This window comes from Janthinobacterium sp. SUN137, from assembly GCF_030587265.1.
GTDB lineage: Bacteria > Pseudomonadota > Gammaproteobacteria > Burkholderiales > Burkholderiaceae_D > Janthinobacterium > Janthinobacterium kumbetense.
In genome coordinates this window covers 567,666-586,930 of record NZ_JAPWHZ010000001.1, presented here as the reverse complement: position 1 = coordinate 586,930, position 19,265 = coordinate 567,666, and the positions used below count along the sequence as shown (strand labels likewise).

Annotated in this window: 12 protein-coding genes; 6 read left to right on the top strand and 6 right to left on the bottom strand. The window is 64.9% G+C overall.

Annotation, left to right across the window (positions count from 1 at the left end; translation table 11 throughout):
• Positions 1–37: 37 nt before the first annotated feature.
• The 5 genes from O3298_RS02705 to cphA (O3298_RS02685) form a co-directional block, all read right to left on the bottom strand.
• Entirely contained in the window at positions 38–322 is a 285-nt protein-coding gene (locus O3298_RS02705) for a hypothetical protein (protein ID WP_077407612.1), read from the bottom strand.
• 170 nt (positions 323–492) lie between these two features.
• Entirely contained in the window at positions 493–3,153 is a 2,661-nt protein-coding gene (locus tag O3298_RS02700; RefSeq protein ID WP_305058461.1) for a TonB-dependent receptor, read from the bottom strand.
• 227 nt (positions 3,154–3,380) lie between these two features.
• Positions 3,381–6,527: an EAL domain-containing protein gene (locus O3298_RS02695; RefSeq protein WP_305058460.1), complete on the bottom strand. Its 3,147-nt coding sequence runs from the start codon at positions 6,525–6,527 to the stop codon at positions 3,381–3,383.
• A 192-nt stretch (positions 6,528–6,719) separates the two neighbouring features.
• Positions 6,720–9,290, bottom strand: coding sequence for a cyanophycin synthetase (gene cphA, locus O3298_RS02690; protein ID WP_099666962.1), 2,571 nt, complete (start codon positions 9,288–9,290; stop codon positions 6,720–6,722).
• Positions 9,291–9,367: 77 nt separating this feature from the next.
• Entirely contained in the window at positions 9,368–11,545 is a 2,178-nt protein-coding gene (gene cphA, locus O3298_RS02685; protein ID WP_305058459.1) for a cyanophycin synthetase, read from the bottom strand.
• Between the two features lie 512 nt (positions 11,546–12,057).
• Between cphA (O3298_RS02685) and O3298_RS02680 the strand changes: the two genes are divergently transcribed.
• Together O3298_RS02680 and O3298_RS02675 are read left to right on the top strand one after the other, a co-directional pair.
• Entirely contained in the window at positions 12,058–14,328 is a 2,271-nt protein-coding gene (locus O3298_RS02680) for an ABC transporter ATP-binding protein (RefSeq protein WP_305058458.1), read from the top strand.
• A 2-nt stretch (positions 14,329–14,330) separates the two neighbouring features.
• A complete protein-coding gene (locus O3298_RS02675; RefSeq protein ID WP_099666965.1) occupies positions 14,331–14,801 on the top strand; it encodes a DUF1854 domain-containing protein in 471 nt (156 codons plus the stop codon).
• Positions 14,802–14,845: 44 nt separating this feature from the next.
• On the opposite strand, the gene O3298_RS02670 is transcribed toward O3298_RS02675, so the two are convergent.
• The gene (locus O3298_RS02670; protein WP_289916697.1) at positions 14,846–16,360 is read right to left on the bottom strand and encodes an AMP nucleosidase; all 1,515 of its coding nucleotides are present in this window, start codon (positions 16,358–16,360) and stop codon (positions 14,846–14,848) included.
• Positions 16,361–16,483: 123 nt separating this feature from the next.
• On the opposite strand from O3298_RS02670, the gene O3298_RS02665 reads away from it, so the two are divergent.
• From O3298_RS02665 to O3298_RS02650, 4 genes are all read left to right on the top strand, one after another.
• The gene (locus tag O3298_RS02665; protein ID WP_034783384.1) at positions 16,484–17,080 is read left to right on the top strand and encodes a TetR/AcrR family transcriptional regulator; all 597 of its coding nucleotides are present in this window, start codon (positions 16,484–16,486) and stop codon (positions 17,078–17,080) included.
• A 14-nt stretch (positions 17,081–17,094) separates the two neighbouring features.
• Positions 17,095–17,898 carry a type I methionyl aminopeptidase gene (gene map, locus O3298_RS02660; RefSeq protein ID WP_099666967.1) on the top strand — a complete coding sequence of 268 codons (804 nt, stop codon included), beginning with the start codon at positions 17,095–17,097 and terminating at the stop codon, positions 17,896–17,898.
• Positions 17,899–17,900: 2 nt separating this feature from the next.
• Positions 17,901–18,425, top strand: coding sequence for a hypothetical protein (locus tag O3298_RS02655; protein WP_305058457.1), 525 nt, complete (start codon positions 17,901–17,903; stop codon positions 18,423–18,425).
• 78 nt (positions 18,426–18,503) lie between these two features.
• Entirely contained in the window at positions 18,504–19,148 is a 645-nt protein-coding gene (locus O3298_RS02650; protein WP_305058456.1) for an FABP family protein, read from the top strand.
• Positions 19,149–19,265 lie beyond the last annotated feature (117 nt).

Below are 19,265 nucleotides of genomic sequence, written 5' to 3'. Positions count from 1 at the left end.
CCTCAGTTGATAGGTTGCGGCGATGGTACAGGATTCGTCAGCGCGCCGGTAGCGGCGCGCCTTGCACCCGGGCGGCCGTGCGTGGACGCAGGCGGGCAAACAGGTGCGGCCCGGCCGGTTTGCGGCGCGGTCCCGTCGTCAGTACGCGCAGGGCGGTGGGCAGCGGCACGTCGTGGCAGTGCAGAAACAGGGCGGCGGCGCCCGTGCCGGCCATTTCCTGCAAGGCCAGCGCATGCTCGACCAGCGCCGCCGTGCGCATGTCGAGCCGTACCGGGATGTCGGGTTGGAATAACTGTGTGTCGATGGGCCGTGCATTGCGCATGCTGTCCCCCGCCGGGTTCGCTAGTCAAGCTGCCAGCATAAAAGCGCCCCGGCGCCACCACTTTGCGCCAGATCAATTCCACTGTCGGATAGATTCCACAAGGCAAAAAAACGCCAACCGTTGCCGGCTGGCGCTGAAAACCCTCGAAGGAAGAAAGGGTGGGGGACGGGCTAGTAGCTCCAGCGGACTGAGATACCTACAACCTTGTCATAGCGCCGCACATCGCGCACATAGTCCGGCGTGTCGTGATAGTCGCGGTAGGTCGAGTCGAGCAGGTTGTTCGCGTCCAGCGTCACCGTGGTATTCGGGTTGAGCTTGTACGAGACCGACGCGTCCAGGGTCTTGGTGGGCGCCACGGTCAGGTGGATGCCCTTGCCGCGGTAGTTGTAGTCGTCGACGTACTTGTCGCGCCAGCTGTAGGCCAGGCGCGCCGACCACGGTCCCTGTTCGTACAGGCCGACGATATTGGCCGACCATTTCGACATGCCAGTGAACGGATGCGCGCTGCCATTCAATTCTTCCAGCTCGCCCGTCATGTAGGTGGCGTTCGCCTGCAGGCCCAGGCCGCTCATCCAGCCGGGCAGCTTGTCGTAGAACTGCTGGTAAGCCATTTCCACGCCTTGCAGATGGCCCTTCGAGGTGTTGCGCGGACGCGTGATGTCGTACTCGATGCCGTCATACGTTTCCTTGGCCGAACCGGACAGGATGTAATTCTTGAAATTGTGGCGGAATACGGTGGCCGTGACGGAACCCGTCTGCGCGAAATACCATTCCAGCGCCGCATCGAGGTTCTTGCCTTCCACGGGTTTGAGGTCGGGATTGCCGCCGCTGCCCGTCGGACGCACCATTTCCAGGCTCTTGCCCAGGGTCACGCCGGGGTTGAAGTCGGCGAAGTTCGGGCGCTGCACCGCCTTGCCAGCCGTCAGGCGGGCGACCAGGTCCTGGCGCAGCATGGCTTTCAGGGTCAGGCTGGGCAGCACGTCCGTATCGGACGTTTTCACGCGCACGGGCGTGACGATGCCGTCTTGCGAGGAATTGCCTTGCAAGTCCTGCTTGGTCTGCACCACGCGCACGCCCACGGTGCCATCGACCGGCACTTGCGCCAGATCAAAGCCGATGCGCGCCTTGCCGTAGACGGCATTGGTTTTTTCCACATCCTTGAAGTGGGTCATCGGATCGTCCGGGCTGCGCTCGCTGCTGCCCGTAAACAGCTGGCGCAAGGTGTCCGTGTTGTTGAGCATGTAGTCGCGGCACGGCGTGAGCCAGCTTTGCAGGCCGAAGTTGCCCGTGTTCTTGTGCGAGGTGCAGGCCAGGCCGGGCAGGGAGTCCGCAGTCATGATCGACGTCAGCCCGCCTTGCACGTTCTTTTCGCGGATCGATTCGGCCTTGCGCTTGGCCAGGCGCACGCCGCCCGAGAATTCACGGAAGAAGCCCATGCTGTCCATGTCGTAGGTAAGGTCGCCGCGCCAGTCGGTCGAGCTGCCTTCGTCGTGGCTGTGGTTATCGTAGAAGCCGAGCAGCGTGTAGTTCTTCGGGTCCAGCATGTTGTAGCCGGGGTAGCTGATTTGCGCGCCGCCGTTGACGTTGGTGCTGCCGATCACGCTGGTCGGATGGGCGAGGAAGTCGAGGATGGGAAATTCGCGTTCGAAGTTGCTGACCGTGCGCGCCAGTTCCGTCGTGGCGCGCAGCTGCGGCGTGATGTCCCAGCGTGCGCCGATGGCGCCTTGCGAGCCGATCGAGCGGTCGCGCCGCGCCTGGGTCGAACCGAGCGTGAACGGCGACCAGGGGCCGTCGATCTTGCCCACCGTGGCCGCCTGATTGGTGCCGGGGATCAGGGTGATGTCCGGGTTCTGGCCCCAGGGCAGCGAACCGACGAAGAACTGGCTGTCGAACGCGTGCTTGATCAGGGTCGACATGCCTTCCGCATACACTTCCACCTGCGAGTTCGGGCGCCACTGGAAGGCGGCATTCGCCGCGTAGCGCTTGCGGTCGCCCACGGTGGGGATCATGCCGACGGAATCGGGACCCGTGATGTTGCCCGCGTCGGGGCGCTTGACGGGTTCGGCGTTCCAGATCGTCTCGTCATAGTATTTGCTGCGCTGGTAGGACAGGCCGAGCAGGGCGCCGAATTCGCCGTATGGGGTCTTCCAGCGGTTCGAGACCATGCCGCTGACGTTCGGGTCCGTCGAGCCGGACTTGTCGCGGTGCTCGGCGCGCACGTTGCCCGATGCCGTGAAGCCCTTGAAATCGAACGGGCGGTTGGTGCGCACGTCGACCACGCCGGCCGTGCCGCCTTCGACCATGTCCGCGCCCTGCGATTTGTACACGTCCACGCGCTGCAGCATGGCCGTCGGGATGTCGGCCAGGTACAGGCTGCGGCCCACGGAGGTGAACATTTCACGGCCGTTGAGCAGGGTCACCACGCCGGGCAGGCCGCGGATGATGACGGAACCCGCTTCACCGCCTTCGCGGCGGATCTGCACGCCCGTCACGCGGCCGAGGATTTCGGCCACGTTCTTGTCGGGGAATTTGCCGATTTCATCGGCGACGATGGAGTCGACCACCTGGTCGTTATTCTTCTTGATCGTTTGCGCGCTCTGTGCCGCCCTGCGCACGCCCGTGACGGCGACGACGGCGATGCCGGCATTGTCGGCTGGCGCCGGTGCTGCCGTTTCCACCGTTGCTACCGCTTCCACGGCGGGCGCCTGTTGCGCCCAGACGGACGCGCTGCTCAGCAGGCCGGCGCCGGCCAGGGCGGCCACCGTGGCCTTCAAGGTCAGCCGTGTGTTTTGCTTGGGCGTGCGGGTGCCCGTTGCCATCGATTGTTTCATCTTGTCTCCACCTGTATTTTAGTTATGTTGAGAACGCCGCGGCAGTCGCCGCCAGAGCTGGAACTTGCTCAGAAACATGGTAGGTGGGAATGACTTTGCCCCACAAATGACTTCTTTTGCGATGTCAATACCAATTCCGGTATCCCTGCTGCATTCATGCGCCCTGGCGGCGCGCCGCGCGTTGTCGACCCTGGCGCGGGCGCGTTGCGGACGCTCCACAGCAGGTGTCAGGCGGCGCAGGGCGCGGCGCTGTGCGCTAGCCAGGCCATGAAGTGCGCTTGCGGCATGGGGCGGGCAAAGTAGTAGCCCTGCAATTCATCGCAGCCGGCGTGGCGCAGCACGTCCGCATCGGCCGCGCTTTCCACGCCCTCGGCGGTCACCGTCAAGCCCAGGGTATGGCCAAGGCCGATGATGGTTTTCGTCACCGCCAGGTTTTGCGGCGAGCCGTGGATGTCCTGCACGAAGCTCATGTCGATTTTCAGCTTGTCGAGCGGGAAGCGGCACAGGTAGTTCAGACTCGAATAGCCGGTGCCGAAATCGTCGATCGACAGCGCGAAACCCAGCGCCTTGATGGCGTGCAGGGTGGCGATGGTGTCGTCCACGTTGTCCATCAGGATCGATTCCGTCAGTTCGAATTCGATCTGCCCCGGCGTGACGGGAAACTCGCGCAGCACCTCGCGCAAGGTGGCCACCAGGCCGCCGCTTTTCAGCTGGATGGCCGACAGGTTGATCGACACGGCGATGTCGCCCGCGCCCGCCTCGCGCCAGGCCACCTGCTGGCGGCACGCCTCGCGGATGACCCACGCGCCGATGGCGACGATCAGGCCCGATTCCTCGGCGGCGGGAATGAAGCTGTCGGGCGCGATCAGGCCGTGCTGCGGGTGCAGCCAGCGGATCAGGCTTTCCACGCCATTCAGGCGGCTGCTTTTCGCATCGATGCGCGGCTGGTAGTACAGCACCAGTTCCTGTCGCTCGATGGCGTGGCGCAGATCGCTTTCCAGGTGCAGCTGCTGCAGCTGCTGTTCCTGCATCTGCGGCGTGAACATGCGCGCGTGATCGCGCCCGCCGCTCTTGGCCTGGTACATGGCCGCATCGGCGTGGCGCATCAGGGTATCCATGTCGCCGCCGTGGTCCGGGTAGATGGCCACGCCCACGCTGCACGAGACATACAGCTCGTTGCCTTCCACCTGGTGCGGCTCGCGCATGGCGGGGATCAGCCGAGTGTCGAGCAGGGCGGCGATGGATGCGGCATCGCCGACGCCGTTGAGGATGACGACGAATTCATCGCCGCCCAGGCGGCTGACGGTATCGCCTTCGCGCACCAGCTGCAGCAGGCGCTTTGAGACCGATTGCAGCAGCGCGTCGCCCACGTGGTGGCCCAGCGCGTCGTTGACGTGCTTGAAGCGGTCCAGGTCGACGAACAGCACGCCCACCTTTTCGCCGCTGCGGCGCGCCTGCGCGATGGCGGCCGCCAGGCGCACTTTCGACACGTGGCGGTTCGCCAGTCCCGTCAGCGCATCGTGGTGGGCCATGTGCTCGATCTGCCGCTCGCTGGCCTTGCGTTCGCTGATGTCGAGCGAGCTGGCGATGAAGTGCGTGGTGACGCCGTCGAGGTCGCGCACGGCGTTCATCACCAGCCAGGCGGGATAGCTTTCCAGCGACTTGCGCTGCACCCGGATCTCGCCCTGCCAGTAACCGCGCCGCGCCAGGGTCTGGCGCAGGCTGTCGAGCTGCTCGGGCGGGTTCTCGGGCGCGAGCAGGAAGGCCGGGCGCTTGCCGATCAGCTCCACCATGTCGTACAGCGAATGGCGGCGGAAGGCATGGTTGACGGTGATGATGCGCATGCCGGCGTCCATCACGATCAGGCTTTCGGCCGATGCCTCGAATACCTTGGCCCACAGTTCCAGGCGCGACTCCATCAGCTTCATCTTGTTGATCGGCGTGAAGGTCGACAGCACGGCGCGCTGGCCCTGGTAGTCGATCAGGCGCGCGGAAATCAAGGCCCAGGTGGGCGTGCCGCCGCCGCTCCAGCACACCTCGAATTCATCGACGGCGCCCAAGTCGCTCAAGCGCTGGAAGAAGCGCGAACGGGCTTGCGGATGCATGCCGCCCACCCACGGGTCCAGTTCCAGGCCGCCCTGCCACGCGTGCGCGGCCTGGTTCGCGTGCAGCACCTGGTGATGCGGAATCGAAGTGACCATCAGCGGGATGGGAATGGCGTCGACCAGCTGGCGCTGCGCATCGGCCGCGCTGGCGCGCGCCACCAGCTCCTGCTGCGCCATGCGCTGGAAGTCGAGCTGCTGCAGCATGGTATTGAAGGCGCGGACCAGGCGGCCCGTTTCATCCTCGCTGTCCCAGACGGCGCGCAGGCTATGGTCGCCCGTTTCGCGCACTTCCTGCGCCACGCGCGCCAGGCGGCGGATGGGCAGGGCGATCTGGCGCGCGACGAAAAACACCAGGCCCAGTATCATCACCAGCAGCAGCACGGCCGTGCCCAGGTGCAGCCACATGCGCGTGAAGAAGCCGTCCACGCGCAGCTGGATCAGACGGTGCAATTGGCCTTCCGCCGCGCGCCAGGCACGCTGCAGGGCCGCTGCGGCCACCGCATCGCGGCGCAGCAGTTCCTGCGTGCCTGCGGGGTTGGCTTGCGCGCCGGCCAGCGCCTGGGTACTGGCGCGTAACTGCGCCACGGCTTGCCGCAGGGCCGCGCGCGAGCCATCCAGGTGCTGGCGCAGCAGCGGCGTGCTGGCCGCGAACGCCTCCGTGTAGTCGCTGCCGATGCCGGCCATGGTGGCGTCCATGCGTCCCTCCAGTATCAGGAACTGGGTCTGCAGGCGCTGGCGCTGCGCGCCTTCGGCCGTCGCCAGTTGCAGGGCCAGGGCGCGCGTGCTGTTGATCACTTCCAGCAGTTCGGGGAAGCGCAGGATCACCAGCGACATCGTGTAGTAGCTGTCCAGGTCCGGGTCGAGGATCAGGTTCGATTGGTTGCCCACGCGCGTGAGCAGTGCGCGCCCGGCCACGAAGGCGGGCGAGGGCGCGATGCTGTCGTCCGGCGCAGCGGAAATGCTGCCGGCCTGGCGCAGCAGGGCGGCAAATTGCGCATTCAGTTCGGCGCTGCGCATGCCGGCGCCGAAGCGGCTTTCGGCCTGCTCCACGGCTGCTGCCTGCGCGCCCGGCTGCGCCGTGCTGCGCGCCAGGGGCAGCAGCGCATCGCGGATCGCGGCGATATAGTCATTGCCCGCCATCTCCTTGCGCGAGAAATCGATGGCGATGTATTTTTCGTTGATGAGGATGCCGGAAATGAAGATCACGGCGGACAGGTCGAGCAAATAGATCAGCGCCAGTTTGCGCCCCACCGTCAATTTCCCGATCATGCGCGAGATTCTGCCCACCATGCGTGCCCCACCTTCTCGTCAGCCCATTTATGTTTTCTTATGAGCAATTTTCATGCCTGAATTTACAAGCTTGCAAGGGGGCTTTTGCACCATGCAGGTGCGCGGCGGGAGACGGCGGACGATAAAAAAAGGGCGGCCCGCAGGCCGCCCTTGTGTGCACTGTTACGGCGCTCAGGCTTCGGCGACGCGCTTGGCGATGTGCGCCAGCGCTTCTTCCACCTGGTCGATCAGGATCAGGCACAGGTCACCTTCGCCGAGGCGTGCCAGGGCCTTGTCGATGGCGACGAATTCGCCGTTGATTTCATCGATATGGCTGGTGCGCTTGGCGCCGTCCAGGCCCTGGCGCAGCAATGCCACCACTTCGCCGTCGGCGCGGCCGCGCTGGCACTGGTCCTGGTACAGCAGCACGTCGTCAAACGCGGCGCCGAGGATTTCCGTCTGCTGGCGGATGTCTTCGTCGCGGCGGTCGCCGGCGCCGCTGATGACCACCGAGCGGCGCTTGGCCGGCATGCTTTCCACGGCCTGCACCAGCGCCAGGATGGCGTCCGGATTGTGGCCGTAGTCGGCGATCAGGGTGGCTCCACGATAATCGAAGACGTTGAAGCGGCCCGGCGCGTTGTCGGCTTCATTGGCGAAGGTTTTCAGGCCCAGCGCGATGGTTTTCCAGTCCAGGCCCACGGCCCAGGCGGCGGCCAGCGACGCCATGACGTTGTCGACCTGGAAGCCGATGGCGCCGTTGCGCGTGATCGGCACTTGCGACAGGGCGATTTCGTGGCGCTCGTTGCCTTGCGCCGCGACCAGCTTGCCGTCTTCCACGTACACCACGCGGTTACCTTGCGCGCGGTGCGTGGCCATCACGGGATGCGTCTTGTCGGCGGCGAAGAAGGTCACCGTGCCGCTGCAATTCTTGGCCATGCGCGCCACAGCAGGGTCGGTGGCGTTCAGCACGGCCACGCCGCTGTCGGCCACGTTCTGCACGATCACGCGTTTCAGGACCGCCAGGTCTTCCACGGTGGTGATGTAGTTCAGGCCCAGGTGGTCGCCCGCGCCGATATTCGTCACTACGGCGACCTGGCAGCGGTCGAAGGCCAGGCCTTCGCGCAGCATGCCGCCGCGCGCCGTCTCGAACACGGCCGCGTCCACGTCAGGGTGCAGCAGCACGTTGCGCGCGCTGCGCGGGCCGCTGCAGTCGCCGCTGTCGATCTGGCGCCCTTCGATGTACACGCCATCCGTGTTCGTCATGCCCGTGCGCAGGCCGGAAGCCGTCAGCAGGTGGGCGATCAGGCGTACGGTGGTGGTCTTGCCGTTGGTGCCGGTGACGGCAACGACGGGGATGCGGCCATCGTCGCCTTCGGCGAACATGGCGGCGATGATGGCTTCGCCCACTGGGCGCGGCTTGCCGAACGACGGCGCCAGGTGCATGCGCAAGCCCGGCGCGGCGTTCACTTCCACGATGCCGGCGTTCTGCTCTTCCAGCGGTTTCAAAATGCTTTCGGAGACGACGTCCACGCCGCAGATGTCCAGGCCCACCATGTGCGCGGCGGCGACGGCGCGCGCCGCCACTTCCGGGTGCACGTCGACGGTGACGTCGGTGGCCGAGCCGCCCGTCGACAGGTTGGCGTTATTGCGCAAGATCACGCGCTGGCCCACGGGCGGCACGGATTCGGCCACGTAGCCCTGCTTGGCCAGGCTGGCCAGGGCGATGTCGTCGAAGCGGATTTTCGTCAGCGAGGTGGCGTGGCCGCTGCCGCGGCGCGGGTCCAGGTTGACCTGGTCGACCAGTTCGCGCACCGTGTGCTGGCCATCGCCCACCACTTGCGGCGGGTCGCGGCGGGCCGCCGCCACCATCTTGTTGCCGATGACGAGCAAGCGGAAATCGTGGCCCGGCAGGTAGCGCTCGACGAGGATATCGTCGCGGAATTCCTGCGCCGCGAGGAAGCCGGCCGTCAGCTGTTCGCGCGTGGTGACGTTGACGGTCACGCCCTTGCCCTGGTTGCCATCCTTCGGCTTGACGACGACGGGCAGGCCGATCTCGCAGGCGGCGGCCCAGGCGTCGTCCGCGTCGATGGCGACACGGCCGTGCGGCACCGGCACGCCGGCAGAATCGAGCAGTTTTTTCGTCAGTTCCTTGTCTTGCGCGATGGCTTCCGCGATGGCGCTGGTGCCGTCCATTTCGGCGGCCTGGATCTTGCGCTGCTTGCTGCCCCAGCCGAACGTCACCAGGCTGCCTTCGGTCAGGCGGCGGAACGGGATGTTGCGGGCCACGGCGGCGTTGACGATGGCGCCCGTCGAGGGGCCCAGGCGCACGTCTTCATCGAGTTCCTGCAACTGGTGCAGGGCGCCGGCCAGGTCGAACGGAGCATCGGCCAGGGCGGCCTGGCACAGCTGCTGCGCCAGTTCCAGGGCCAGGCGGCCAACGGCTTCTTCCGAGTATTCGACGACGACCTGGAAGATGCCCGTTTCCAGGGTCGGCGTGGTGCGGCTGAAGGTGACGGGGCAGCCGGCTTGCGCCTGCAGGCCCAGCGCCGCCAGTTCCAGCACCTGCGCCATCGGCGCGGCGTTGTAGTTGCCCAGCGGTTGCAGCGGGCTCAGTTGCGGGAAGAGCGCGCGCAGGCGGGCTTCGAAGCCGGGCAGCTGGGCGATGTCGAGTTCCTGCGTGGTGCAGGAAACAATGGCTTCCACGGCGGTGTCGTGGCTCCAGAGGTTGGGGCCCCGCAAGGCCCGTACGCGAGATACTTCCATAATTAAACCGTAATCCTGTTGTGTTCTTGTGGGCCCGGCCGTGCTGGCCGGGCTTGAGTGCTACTTTGCCTGTGCTGTCAGTTCCCGATGCAGCCGGGGGCCGCGTCGAAGGTGCGCAGGCCCGCGCAAATGAGGTCGACGGGCAGGTTCAGGGCCCAGGCAGCGGCCGCTACGGCCAGCACGCTGTCGACATTGCCGGCCGTGGCCGGTTTCAGCAGGTCCAGGCACAGCAAGACCGTTTCGATGCCGCCTTCGGCCAGCACGATGTGGTTGCCGCGCACGAATACGGCGCGCTGGCCGGCGGCCAGTTGCGCCGCGATGGCGGCCAGGCCGCCGTCCTGCGCATACAGGATCACGCTGCCGTCGCACAGCTCGGCCAGTTCCAGCACGTGCGCGTTGGCGGCGTTCAGCACGGCCACGCCCGTCGGTACCACCACGTCGACCTGGCTGCGCACGGCCTTGTACAGGCCCGCTTCGTCCAGCACGTCGAAATCCTTGACGCTATCGAGGCTGCCCATGTCCGTGACGACGCCGATCTGGCACTTGTCGTAGGCCAGGCCTTCGGCCAGGATCATGCGCGGATTGCTCTCGAACAGGGCTGTCTGCACGGTGCGGTTGAGCAGCAGGCGCTGGCCCGCGTCCCAGTTCACGCAATCGCTGCTGACGACACGGCGCTGGTCCAGGTACATGCCTTCGCTGCAGACGGCGCCCGTGTGCAGGCCCGACAGGTTGAGCAGCTTGCACAGCATGCGCACGATCAGGCTGGCGCCGCGCGTGCCCGTCACGCCGATCAGCGGAATGCGGCCCGTTTCCTCGGCGGCGAACAGGTGGTCGACGATGGCCGCGCCGACAGGGCGGGGCTGGCCCACGCCCGGCTTGATGTGCGCCAGCAGGCCGGGGCTGGCATTGACTTCGATGATGGCGCCGCGCTGTTCTTCCAGCGGACGCGTGATGTCCGTGGTGACCAGGTCGATGCCGGCGATATCCAGGCCTACCACGCGCGCGGCCAGCAGGGCCGCATGCACGACGGAGGGATGCACGTCGTCCGTGACGTCGATGGCTACGTTGCCGTTCGGCTGGATCAGCACTTTCTGGCCCGCCTGCGGCACGGACAGGGCGGTCATGCCCTGGCGCTGCAGTTCCAGCACGATTTCGCCCGATTCATGCGGCTTGACGGTACCCAATGGGAAATCTTCGCCTTCGCCGCGGCGCGGGTCGGTATTGATCTGCGTGTTCACCAGTTCCAGCACTGTGGAGATGCCGTCGCCGTCGACCCACAGCGATTCGCCCTTGGCGGCCGCGATCAGCTTGTTGCCGACGACGAGCAGACGGTGTTCGTCGCCCGTGATGAAGCTTTCCACCAGCACGGCCGAGCTGTCGCCCTTGCGCGCGGCCAGGTCGTAGGCAGCCTTCACGTCCGCTTCCGTCATCAGGTTCAACGACACGCCGCGGCCATGGTTGCCGTCATACGGCTTGACGACGACGGGCACGCCGATGTCCTGCGCTTCCTCCCAGGCCGCCTCGGCGCTGCGCACCAGGCTGCCCTCGGGCACGCGCACGCCGCACGATTTGAGCAGGAATTTGGTGAGATCCTTGTCGCTGGCGATGCCTTCGGCAATCGCGCTGGTGCGGTCCGTTTCGGCCGTCCAGATGCGGCGCTGTGCGGCGCCGTGGCCCAGCTGCACCAGGTTGCCGTCGTTCAGGCGCAAGGAAGGGATGCGGCGCTCGGTGGCGGCATCGACGATGCTGGCCGTGCTCGGGCCCAGGCAACGCGAATCGACCATGTCGCGCAGGGGCGCCAGGGCCGCTTCCAGGTCGTAGGCTTCATCGTTGATGGCGGCCATCAGCAGTTCGCGCGCGGCGGCCAGGGCGGCGCGGCCCACGTGCTCTTCGCGCGTGCGGAAGGCCATCTTGTAGACGCCGCGCTGGCTGGTCGAGCGCGTCTGGCCGAAGCCCGTGCGCATGCCTGCCAGGTTTTGGAGTTCCAGCACCACGTGCTCGAGGATGTGGGCCGACCACGTGCCTTCGCGCAGGCGCTCGAAAAAGCCGCCCCGTTCGCCCACGCCGCAGCGGTGCTCGATCATGCCGGGCAGCCACGCCACCAGGCGTTCGTACAGGCCGGGCAGGGTATTGGATGGATAGTCTTCCAGTTCGCCGATGTCGACCCAGGCTTCAATCACCGGGCGGTAAGTCCAGATGTTGGGGCCGCGCAAGTGGGTGACGCGGGCAAATTCGATGTTCTTCTTCTTGATCATGTAAGTGGTTTCTTGATAACAAGCCAGGCGTCTGGGCGCCAGATACTTTATGTTGGCTCTACAGAGTCTTTTCAGGCTCGTGCTTGGTTCTTTATCCCGGGTATGCGCAGTGTGCCACTTTTAGAGGCCTCTTGTCGCGTTTGCTTCTCGTATTCTGCTGGTGTTGTCATTCTAATTGTTACTAATTGTTGCCATACTTGTTATAAAGATACCGACTCTGGGCTAAGCTGGAGCATTTGCGCAACAGCGGGCTGTTGTATACTTGCTCCGTATCGCGGCCGCGTTGCAAAAGCGCCGCGCCTGCCTGGCACTTCCTGCGACAGCCGCGCATTTTTTTTGCGCCGTTTTGCCATCATTCCTTACCGGCAGGCATCCATTCGATACAATACAGGAAATTGCCACTGGTGCATCCACCTCGCCATCGCGCAGTACACAAACATTGATCGGGCGTCTGCCCCATCCCCCAAATCCCGCCCTGAAGGGCTTGGCCTCGAGCCGGAGTATGCTTTACGATGACAACTGAACTGAGTGTTCCTGCAACAACTATTCCCCTCACCTCGCTGCCGGAACACTGGCTGGCGGAAGTCGAGAGCAACCTTTCTCCAGGGGAGAACGTTTTAAGTAGCGTTGAGGTTGACCTCGATGCGCGATTACGTTTCACAAAAGGCATAATTGTTGTCACCGAGAAGCGTTTACTGGCCCGTTCGCCAGGCGATACGGCCTGGAAGAGCTGGTCTTTCCGCCCTGGATTGCGCCTGACGCACCATGACCACGCCGGTGTCGGCCACCTGGAACTGTTCGACGATCACGGCCGCCTGGCTTCGTGGCGCTTCACTTTGGGCCAGAACCTGCACGCCATCCGCGTGCTGGAACAGTTCGTCGAGTGCCTCGACAGCCACCTGACGGGCCAGCCCGTGCTGGAAGCGGAGCAGGAAGTGTGTCCTAGCTGCAAGGCCCCGCTGGAGCCGGAGCAGGAAGAATGCCCGATCTGCGCCAAGGTGCTGTACACGCCGCCATCGACCTGGACCCTGTTCCGCCTGTGGCGCTTCGCCCATCCCTACCGCGGCCAGCTGGCCCTGGGCTTCCTGTTGATGCTGCTGAGTACGGCCGCGCACATGATTCCTCCCTACCTGACGGCGCCGCTGATGGACAATGTGCTGATCCCGTATCAGAACGGCAAGCATATCGACCCGTGGCTGGTGGTGTACTACATGAGCGGCTTGCTCGGTTCGGCCCTGCTGGCCTGGCTGCTGGGCTGGGGCAAGACGTATGTGCTGGCCCTGGTGTCCGAACGCATGGGCGCCGATTTGCGCTCGGCGACCTATGAACACCTGATGAAGCTGTCGCTGGAATTCTTTGGCGGCAAGCGCACGGGCGACCTGATGGCGCGCATCGGCAGCGGCAGCGACCGCATCTGCGTCTTCCTGTCGCTGCATTTGCTCGATTTCGCGTCCGACGTGTTGATGATTATCATGACCGGTGTCATTTTGTGGTCGATGAACCCGTGGCTGGCCATCATGACCCTGGCGCCATTGCCCTTCATCGCCTGGATGATCCACCTGGTGCGCGACCGCCTGCGCACGGGCTTTGAAAAGATCGACCGCGTGTGGAGCGAAGTGACCAACGTGCTGGCCGATACGATTCCCGGCATCCGCGTGGTCAAGGCGTTTGCGCAGGAAAAACGCGAAGCGGCCCGCTTCCGCGACGCCAATGCGCATAACCTGGCCGTCAACGACAAGTTGAACAAGGTCTGGTCGCTGTTCTCGCCCACCGTCTCCTTCCTGACGGAGATGGGCTTGCTGGTCATCTGGTGCTTCGGCATCTGGCAGCTGTCGCGCGGTGAAATCACCGTCGGCGTGCTGACCGCCTTCATCGCCTACAGCACGCGCTTCTATGGCCGCCTCGATTCCATGAGCCGCATCGTCTCCGTGACGCAGAAATCGGCGTCCGCCGCCAAGCGCATCTTCGACATCCTCGACCACGTGTCGAGCGTGCCGGAGCCGGCGCAACCGGTGAAACTGGACAAAATCGAAGGACGCATCGATTTGCGCGAAGTCGGTTTCCGCTATGGCAACCGCGCCGTCAACCGCGGCATCACCCTGAACATCAAGGCGGGCGAAATGATCGGCCTGGTGGGTCACAGCGGTTCGGGCAAGAGCACCCTGGTCAACCTGATCTGCCGTTTCTACGACGTCTCGGAAGGGGCGATCTTGCTCGACGGCGTGGATATCCGCTCGTTCGCCGTGTCCGACTACCGCCGCAACATCGGCCTGGTGCTGCAGGAGCCGTTCCTGTTCTTCGGCACCATCGCGGAAAATATCGCCTATGGCAAGCCGCACGCGACGCGCCAGGAAATCATCGCCGCCGCGCGCGCCGCGCATGCGCACGAATTCATCCTGCGCCTGCCGCAAGGCTATGATTCGATGGTGGGCGAGCGTGGTCAGGGCCTGTCCGGCGGCGAACGCCAGCGCATCTCCATCGCCCGCGCGCTGCTGATCGATCCGCGCATCCTGATCATGGATGAAGCCACATCGTCGGTGGACTCGGAAACGGAAAAAGAAATCCAGAAGGCGCTGGACAACCTGGTGCAGGGCCGCACGACGATCGCCATCGCGCACCGGCTGTCGACCCTGCACCGCGCCGACCGCCTGGTGGTGCTGGACCGCGGCCAGGTCGTCGAAGTGGGCAGCCACGATGAATTGATGGCGAAAGAGGGCGCCTATTTCCGCCTCTACGAAGCACAGGCGCGCAACAACGAACTCGCCCTGGATGACAAGGAATAAGCATGGCCAGTACAACTTTTACATTACACCGCGACACCTTCGGCAAGCTGGTGATGACGGACGCGGATGGCCAGGTCTTTGAAGGCGTGGCGCCCGTGCGCGCCTTCCCCATCCAGTCTCCCGATGAAGGCATTTCGCTGGTGCTGGGCAATGGCAAGGAAGTGGCGTGGATCGATCATGTCGACACCTTGCCCGAGCCGGCGCGCAGCCTGCTGCAGGAAGAGCTGGAAGGGCGCGAATTCATGCCAGAGATCGCGCGCGTGAAAAGCGTCTCCAGTTTCGCCACGCCGTGCACCTGGTACGTGGACACGGACCGGGGCGAGACTCAGTTCGTGCTGAAGGGCGAGGAAGACATCCGCCGCATCGGCGCCGCGTCGCTCTTGATCGCCGATAACCACGGCATTCACTTTTTGATTCGCGACATGTTCAATATCGACAAGACGACGCGCAAGATCCTCGACCGCTTCCTGTAGGCGATGCAACAATCAAAAACGGCGCCTTCACGGCGCCGTTTTTTTTATTGGAAGGCCACTTCCGCAAAGCTGCGCAATTTGCGGCTATGCAGCCGGTCCACGCCTTGGCGGCGCAGCAATTCCACGGCGCGGATGCCGATACGCAGGTGCTGGTCGACGCGTTCGCGGTAGAAGTGGTTGGCCATGCCGGGCAGCTTGATTTCGCCGTGCAGCGGCTTGTCGCTCACGCACAGCAGGGTGCCGTACGGGACGCGGAAGCGGAAACCGTTGGCGGCGATCGTCGCGCTTTCCATGTCCAGCGCGATGGCGCGGCTCTGGCTGAAGCGGCGCTCGGGCGTGCGCTGCGGCAGCAGCTCCCAGTTGCGGTTGTCCGTGCTGGCCACCGTCCCCGTGCGCATGATGTGCTTTAAATCATGCCCCGTCAGTTGGGTGATTTCCGCCACCGCCGTTTGCAGCGCCTGCTGGATTTCCGCCAGGGGCGGGATCGGCACCCACAGCGGCAAGTCTTCATCGAGCACATGGTCTTCGCGCACATACGCATGCGCCAGCACGTAGTCGCCCAGGCTTTGCGTGGTGCGCAAGCCCGCGCAATGGCCCAGCATCAGCCACGCGTGCGGGCGCAGCACGGCGATATGGTCGGTGATGGTCTTCGCATTGGCGGGGCCCACGCCGATATTGACCATGGTGATGCCGCTGCCGTCCGCGCGCAGCAGGTGGTAGGCGGGCATCTGCGGCAGGCGCGGCGGGGCGGCGCCCAGCGCATCCTCGCTTTCCACCGTCTGTCCCACCCGGCGCGTGACCACGTTGCCCGGTTCGACGAAGGCGACGTAGCCGTCGTCGTCCGAGGGCGCGGCGGCGTCGGGTGCGCGGTCCATCAGGGCGTGGCCCAGGCGGATGAATTCGTCGATGTAGAACTGGTAATTGGTAAACAGGACGAAGTTCTGGAAATGCTGCGGCGAGGTGCCGCTGTAGTGGCGCAGGCGCTGCAGCGAGTAATCCACGCGCGGCCCCGTGAACAGCGACAGCGGTTGCGCTTCGCCATGCGCCGGTTCGTGCGTGCCGTTGGCGATGCCGTCGTCCATGGCCGACAGGTCGGGCAGGTCGAACAGGTCGCGCATGGCCAGGCGGCGGCCCGCATCCATATTGCCTTCGATATGGTCATGCTCGGCGAACGAGAAATGCACGGGGATGGGCTGGGCGCTCACGCCCACTTCCAGGTGCACCTTCTGGCCGCTGTTATGGTTTTTCAGCAGCAGCGTGAACTGGTCGAGGTAATAGTCGCCGAACAGGTCGGGGCGCGTCAGGGTGGTCTCGAACACGCCGGGACCGGCGACGAAGCCGTAGGCCAGCGGCGAGTCGGCGCGCGCCACGGTGTCCGTCTGGATGCGCACGAAGGGGTAGCAGGCGCGCACCCGTTCGTGCATGTCTTCGCCGGCGACAAATCGCTGCAGCGCATCGCGCAAGTGTTCGATGCTGCTGCGGTAAATGGCTTGCACTTGGGCCAAAGCCAGGCGTGGATCATCGAAGCGGGAGGAGGCGATGAAGGGGGGCGTAAGCAAGCGGATTCTCCTTGTAGCGGTTCGTGCATACCATTGTAAGGCAGCAAGGCAAGTCGCGTTGGACGCGTTTTTCAGCGAACGGGGCCGCTTGACGGATTCAAATAGAATCTGTATTCTATTTGAATGGTCAGACTAGCCAAATTCAACGAAAACAACTTCATCGACAGCGCGATCGCCGTCGCCGCCCAGTGCGGCGTGGGCGCCGTCTCGATGGCCGCCATCGCCGTCAAGGCCGGTGCGCCCATCGGCTCCGTGTATCACCGCTTCGATTCGCGCAACGCCATCCTGGCGCGCGCCTGGCTGCGCGTGAAGAGCGACTTCCGCGAGGAAGTGGCCAGCCGCTGGCTGGGCGGCGATACGTGGGCCGGCGTGCACGGCTTGCTGGACTGGTGCCGGCGCAAGCCCGTGTATGCACGCTTCCTGCTGCAATGCGCGGACAGCCCCGATTTCAGCAGTGGCCTCAGCGAGGAATTGCTGGCCGCCGTCGAAGAGGAGCAAGCGGCACTCGATGCCTGCTTTGTCCGCTGCGCTGAAGCCATGCCCGCCACCACGGAGCTTGACCTGGATCACATGCTGCTCAAATTCGTGCTGATCGACGCCCCCGTGGCCGTCGTCAAGCCTTACCTGACCCAGGAGCGGCCGATCCCCGCCAGCGTCGACGCCATGCTGCGCGCCTCGCACGACGCCGTGCGCGGCTGGGCCGCCCACACCACACACTAACCAAGAAGAAAACCATGCGCTATTCCACCCAGCTTGAACACGGCAAGAAAATCCCCCTGCACGACGAAGAAGGCTTCATCGGCATGCGCGCGGCCGGCCGCATCGCCGCCGACACGCTCGACTACATCGCGCCCTTCGTCAAGCCTGGCGTCTCGACGGCCAAACTCGACGCCCTGTGCGAAGAATTCATGCGCGCCGCCGGCGCTATCCCCGGCACCATCGATTACCACGGCTACAAGCACGCCAGCTGCATCTCCGTCAATCACGTGGTCACGCACGGCATCCCGTCCGAGACCAAGATCCTGAAAGTGGGCGACATCCTCAATATCGACGTGACGCCGAAGTTCCAGGGCTGGTTCGGCGACACCAGCCGCACCTTCAAGGTGGGCGCCGTCTCCATCCTGGCCAACCGCCTCGTCAACACGGCGTATGAGGCCATGATGGCCGGCATCCACACCGTGCGTCCGGGCGCCACCCTGGGCGACGTGGGCGCCGCCATCGAGGCGGTGGCCAAGGCGCAGGGCTTTTCCTCCGTGCGCGACTTCTGCGGCCACGGCGTGGGCCAGGTGTTCCACGACACGCCGCAAGTGCTGCACTATGGCCGCGCCGGCACGGGCATCGTGCTCGAACCGGGCATGATCTTCACGATCGAACCGATGCTCAACGTGGGCAGCTACCAGGTCAAGGTCTTGCCGGACAAATGGACGACGGTGACGAAAGACCGTTCGCTGTCGGCGCAGTTCGAGCACTCGCTGGCCGTGACGGAAACGGGTTTCGAGATTTTCACCCTGACCGGCTCGACCGACCCGCTGGTGTAAGCATGGATGACGCGCGCCGGCGGCAGCTCACCGATATCGTCGCCGCGAAAGCGGGCGTGGATGTCGCTTGCGCGGCGCGCCACCTGGCGCTGCATGACGACGACGTGGCGGCCGCGCTGCGCGGCATCGACATCGAACGTTTTACGCTCACGCAGCGCCTGCTGAACAAGTACCGGCGCGATCCGGAAGACGCGCTGCAGCACGTGGCGCTGGCCGTGCTGCAGCACGAAGATATCCGCAGCGACAGCGTGCTGCGTCTGGAGCGCATCGCGGCCCTGGCGCCGCCCGTCGCCGGCGTGGTGATGCTGGCCGAGTGGCTGGCCTATGTGGACTGGGAAGGCTTCGACAGCGCCCTGTACGCGAATATCGACGCGGTGGCGGCGTTCATCGGCGGTGTATTGGACCTGCCCGAGGTGGCTGCCAACCTGCTGCAAGCGCGCGATGCAGACGTGTTTGAAACGCGGCGCCCGGCGCTGGCTGCCGCGGCCCTGCTGTTCATCGAGCGCCACACTACGCAGTTTCCCTGACGGCTGGCGCTTTGCCGCCGGCGGGCGCGCGTCTTACAATGGCGGCAAGCACTGTTGCCCCATTTTGAAGACTTCCGCATGAGCGATTTTCCCGAAGATATCTACACCGAGCCGTCCGCCGACGTGCACACCCTGAACAACCTCGGTCCCCTGACCGGCATGGCCGGCATCTGGACGGGCACGCGCGGCCTGGACGTCAAGCCGAAGGCCGACGGTCCGCGCAAGCAGGCCTTCGTCGAGCGCATCGAACTGCAGCCGATCGACCCCGTCACCAACGGCCCGCAACTGTTCTACGGCTTGCGCTACTACATCCACATCACCAAGCCGGATCAGGTCAAAACGTATCATGAGCAGGTGGGCTACTGGCTGTGGGAACCGGCCACGGGCGCCGTGATCCAGACCCTGGCCATCCCGCGCGGCCAGATTGCCATGGCGTCCGGCACGACGACGGCGGACGCCACCAGTTTCGAACTGGTGGCCAAGCGCGATTCGACGGCCTACGGCATCTGCTCGAACCCCTTCCTCGAACACGCGTTCACCACCGTCGAATACCGCATCAAGGTCGATATCCACGCCGATGGCACCTGGGGCTATGACGAGGACACGGTCATGTTGATCCGCGGCAAGGACGAGCCGTTCCACCACACGGACCGCAACCTGCTGACCAAGGTCGGCGAGCCGACGCCGAACCCGATGGCCCTGCAGGCGCTGGCGGCGATGTAAAAATCAAAAAGCGGCGACTTTTTCCGCCGCTCTGCTGGAGCGCCTGAAAAATGCTCAGGGCTAGGCGCGTTGCCGCAGGCAGTACGAACGTACGGCCAGGCAACGCAACAACGCCAT

What these genes read in the sequence shown, in the direction of transcription:
- O3298_RS02650 (WP_305058456.1), top strand. Translation starts at nt 18,504, where the DNA reads ATGAGCGATTTTCCCGAAGATATCTACACCGAGCCGTCCGCCGACGTG.
- O3298_RS02655 (WP_305058457.1), top strand. Translation starts at nt 17,901, where the DNA reads ATGGATGACGCGCGCCGGCGGCAGCTCACCGATATCGTCGCCGCGAAA.
- cphA (WP_305058459.1), bottom strand. Translation starts at nt 11,545, where the DNA reads ATGATCAAGAAGAAGAACATCGAATTTGCCCGCGTCACCCACTTGCGC.
- O3298_RS02680 (WP_305058458.1), top strand. Translation starts at nt 12,058, where the DNA reads ATGACAACTGAACTGAGTGTTCCTGCAACAACTATTCCCCTCACCTCG.
- O3298_RS02700 (WP_305058461.1), bottom strand. Translation starts at nt 3,153, where the DNA reads ATGAAACAATCGATGGCAACGGGCACCCGCACGCCCAAGCAAAACACA.
- O3298_RS02675 (WP_099666965.1), top strand. Translation starts at nt 14,331, where the DNA reads ATGGCCAGTACAACTTTTACATTACACCGCGACACCTTCGGCAAGCTG.
- O3298_RS02705 (WP_077407612.1), bottom strand. Translation starts at nt 322, where the DNA reads ATGCGCAATGCACGGCCCATCGACACACAGTTATTCCAACCCGACATC.
- O3298_RS02695 (WP_305058460.1), bottom strand. Translation starts at nt 6,527, where the DNA reads ATGATCGGGAAATTGACGGTGGGGCGCAAACTGGCGCTGATCTATTTG.
- map (WP_099666967.1), top strand. Translation starts at nt 17,095, where the DNA reads ATGCGCTATTCCACCCAGCTTGAACACGGCAAGAAAATCCCCCTGCAC.
- O3298_RS02665 (WP_034783384.1), top strand. Translation starts at nt 16,484, where the DNA reads ATGGTCAGACTAGCCAAATTCAACGAAAACAACTTCATCGACAGCGCG.
- cphA (WP_099666962.1), bottom strand. Translation starts at nt 9,290, where the DNA reads ATGGAAGTATCTCGCGTACGGGCCTTGCGGGGCCCCAACCTCTGGAGC.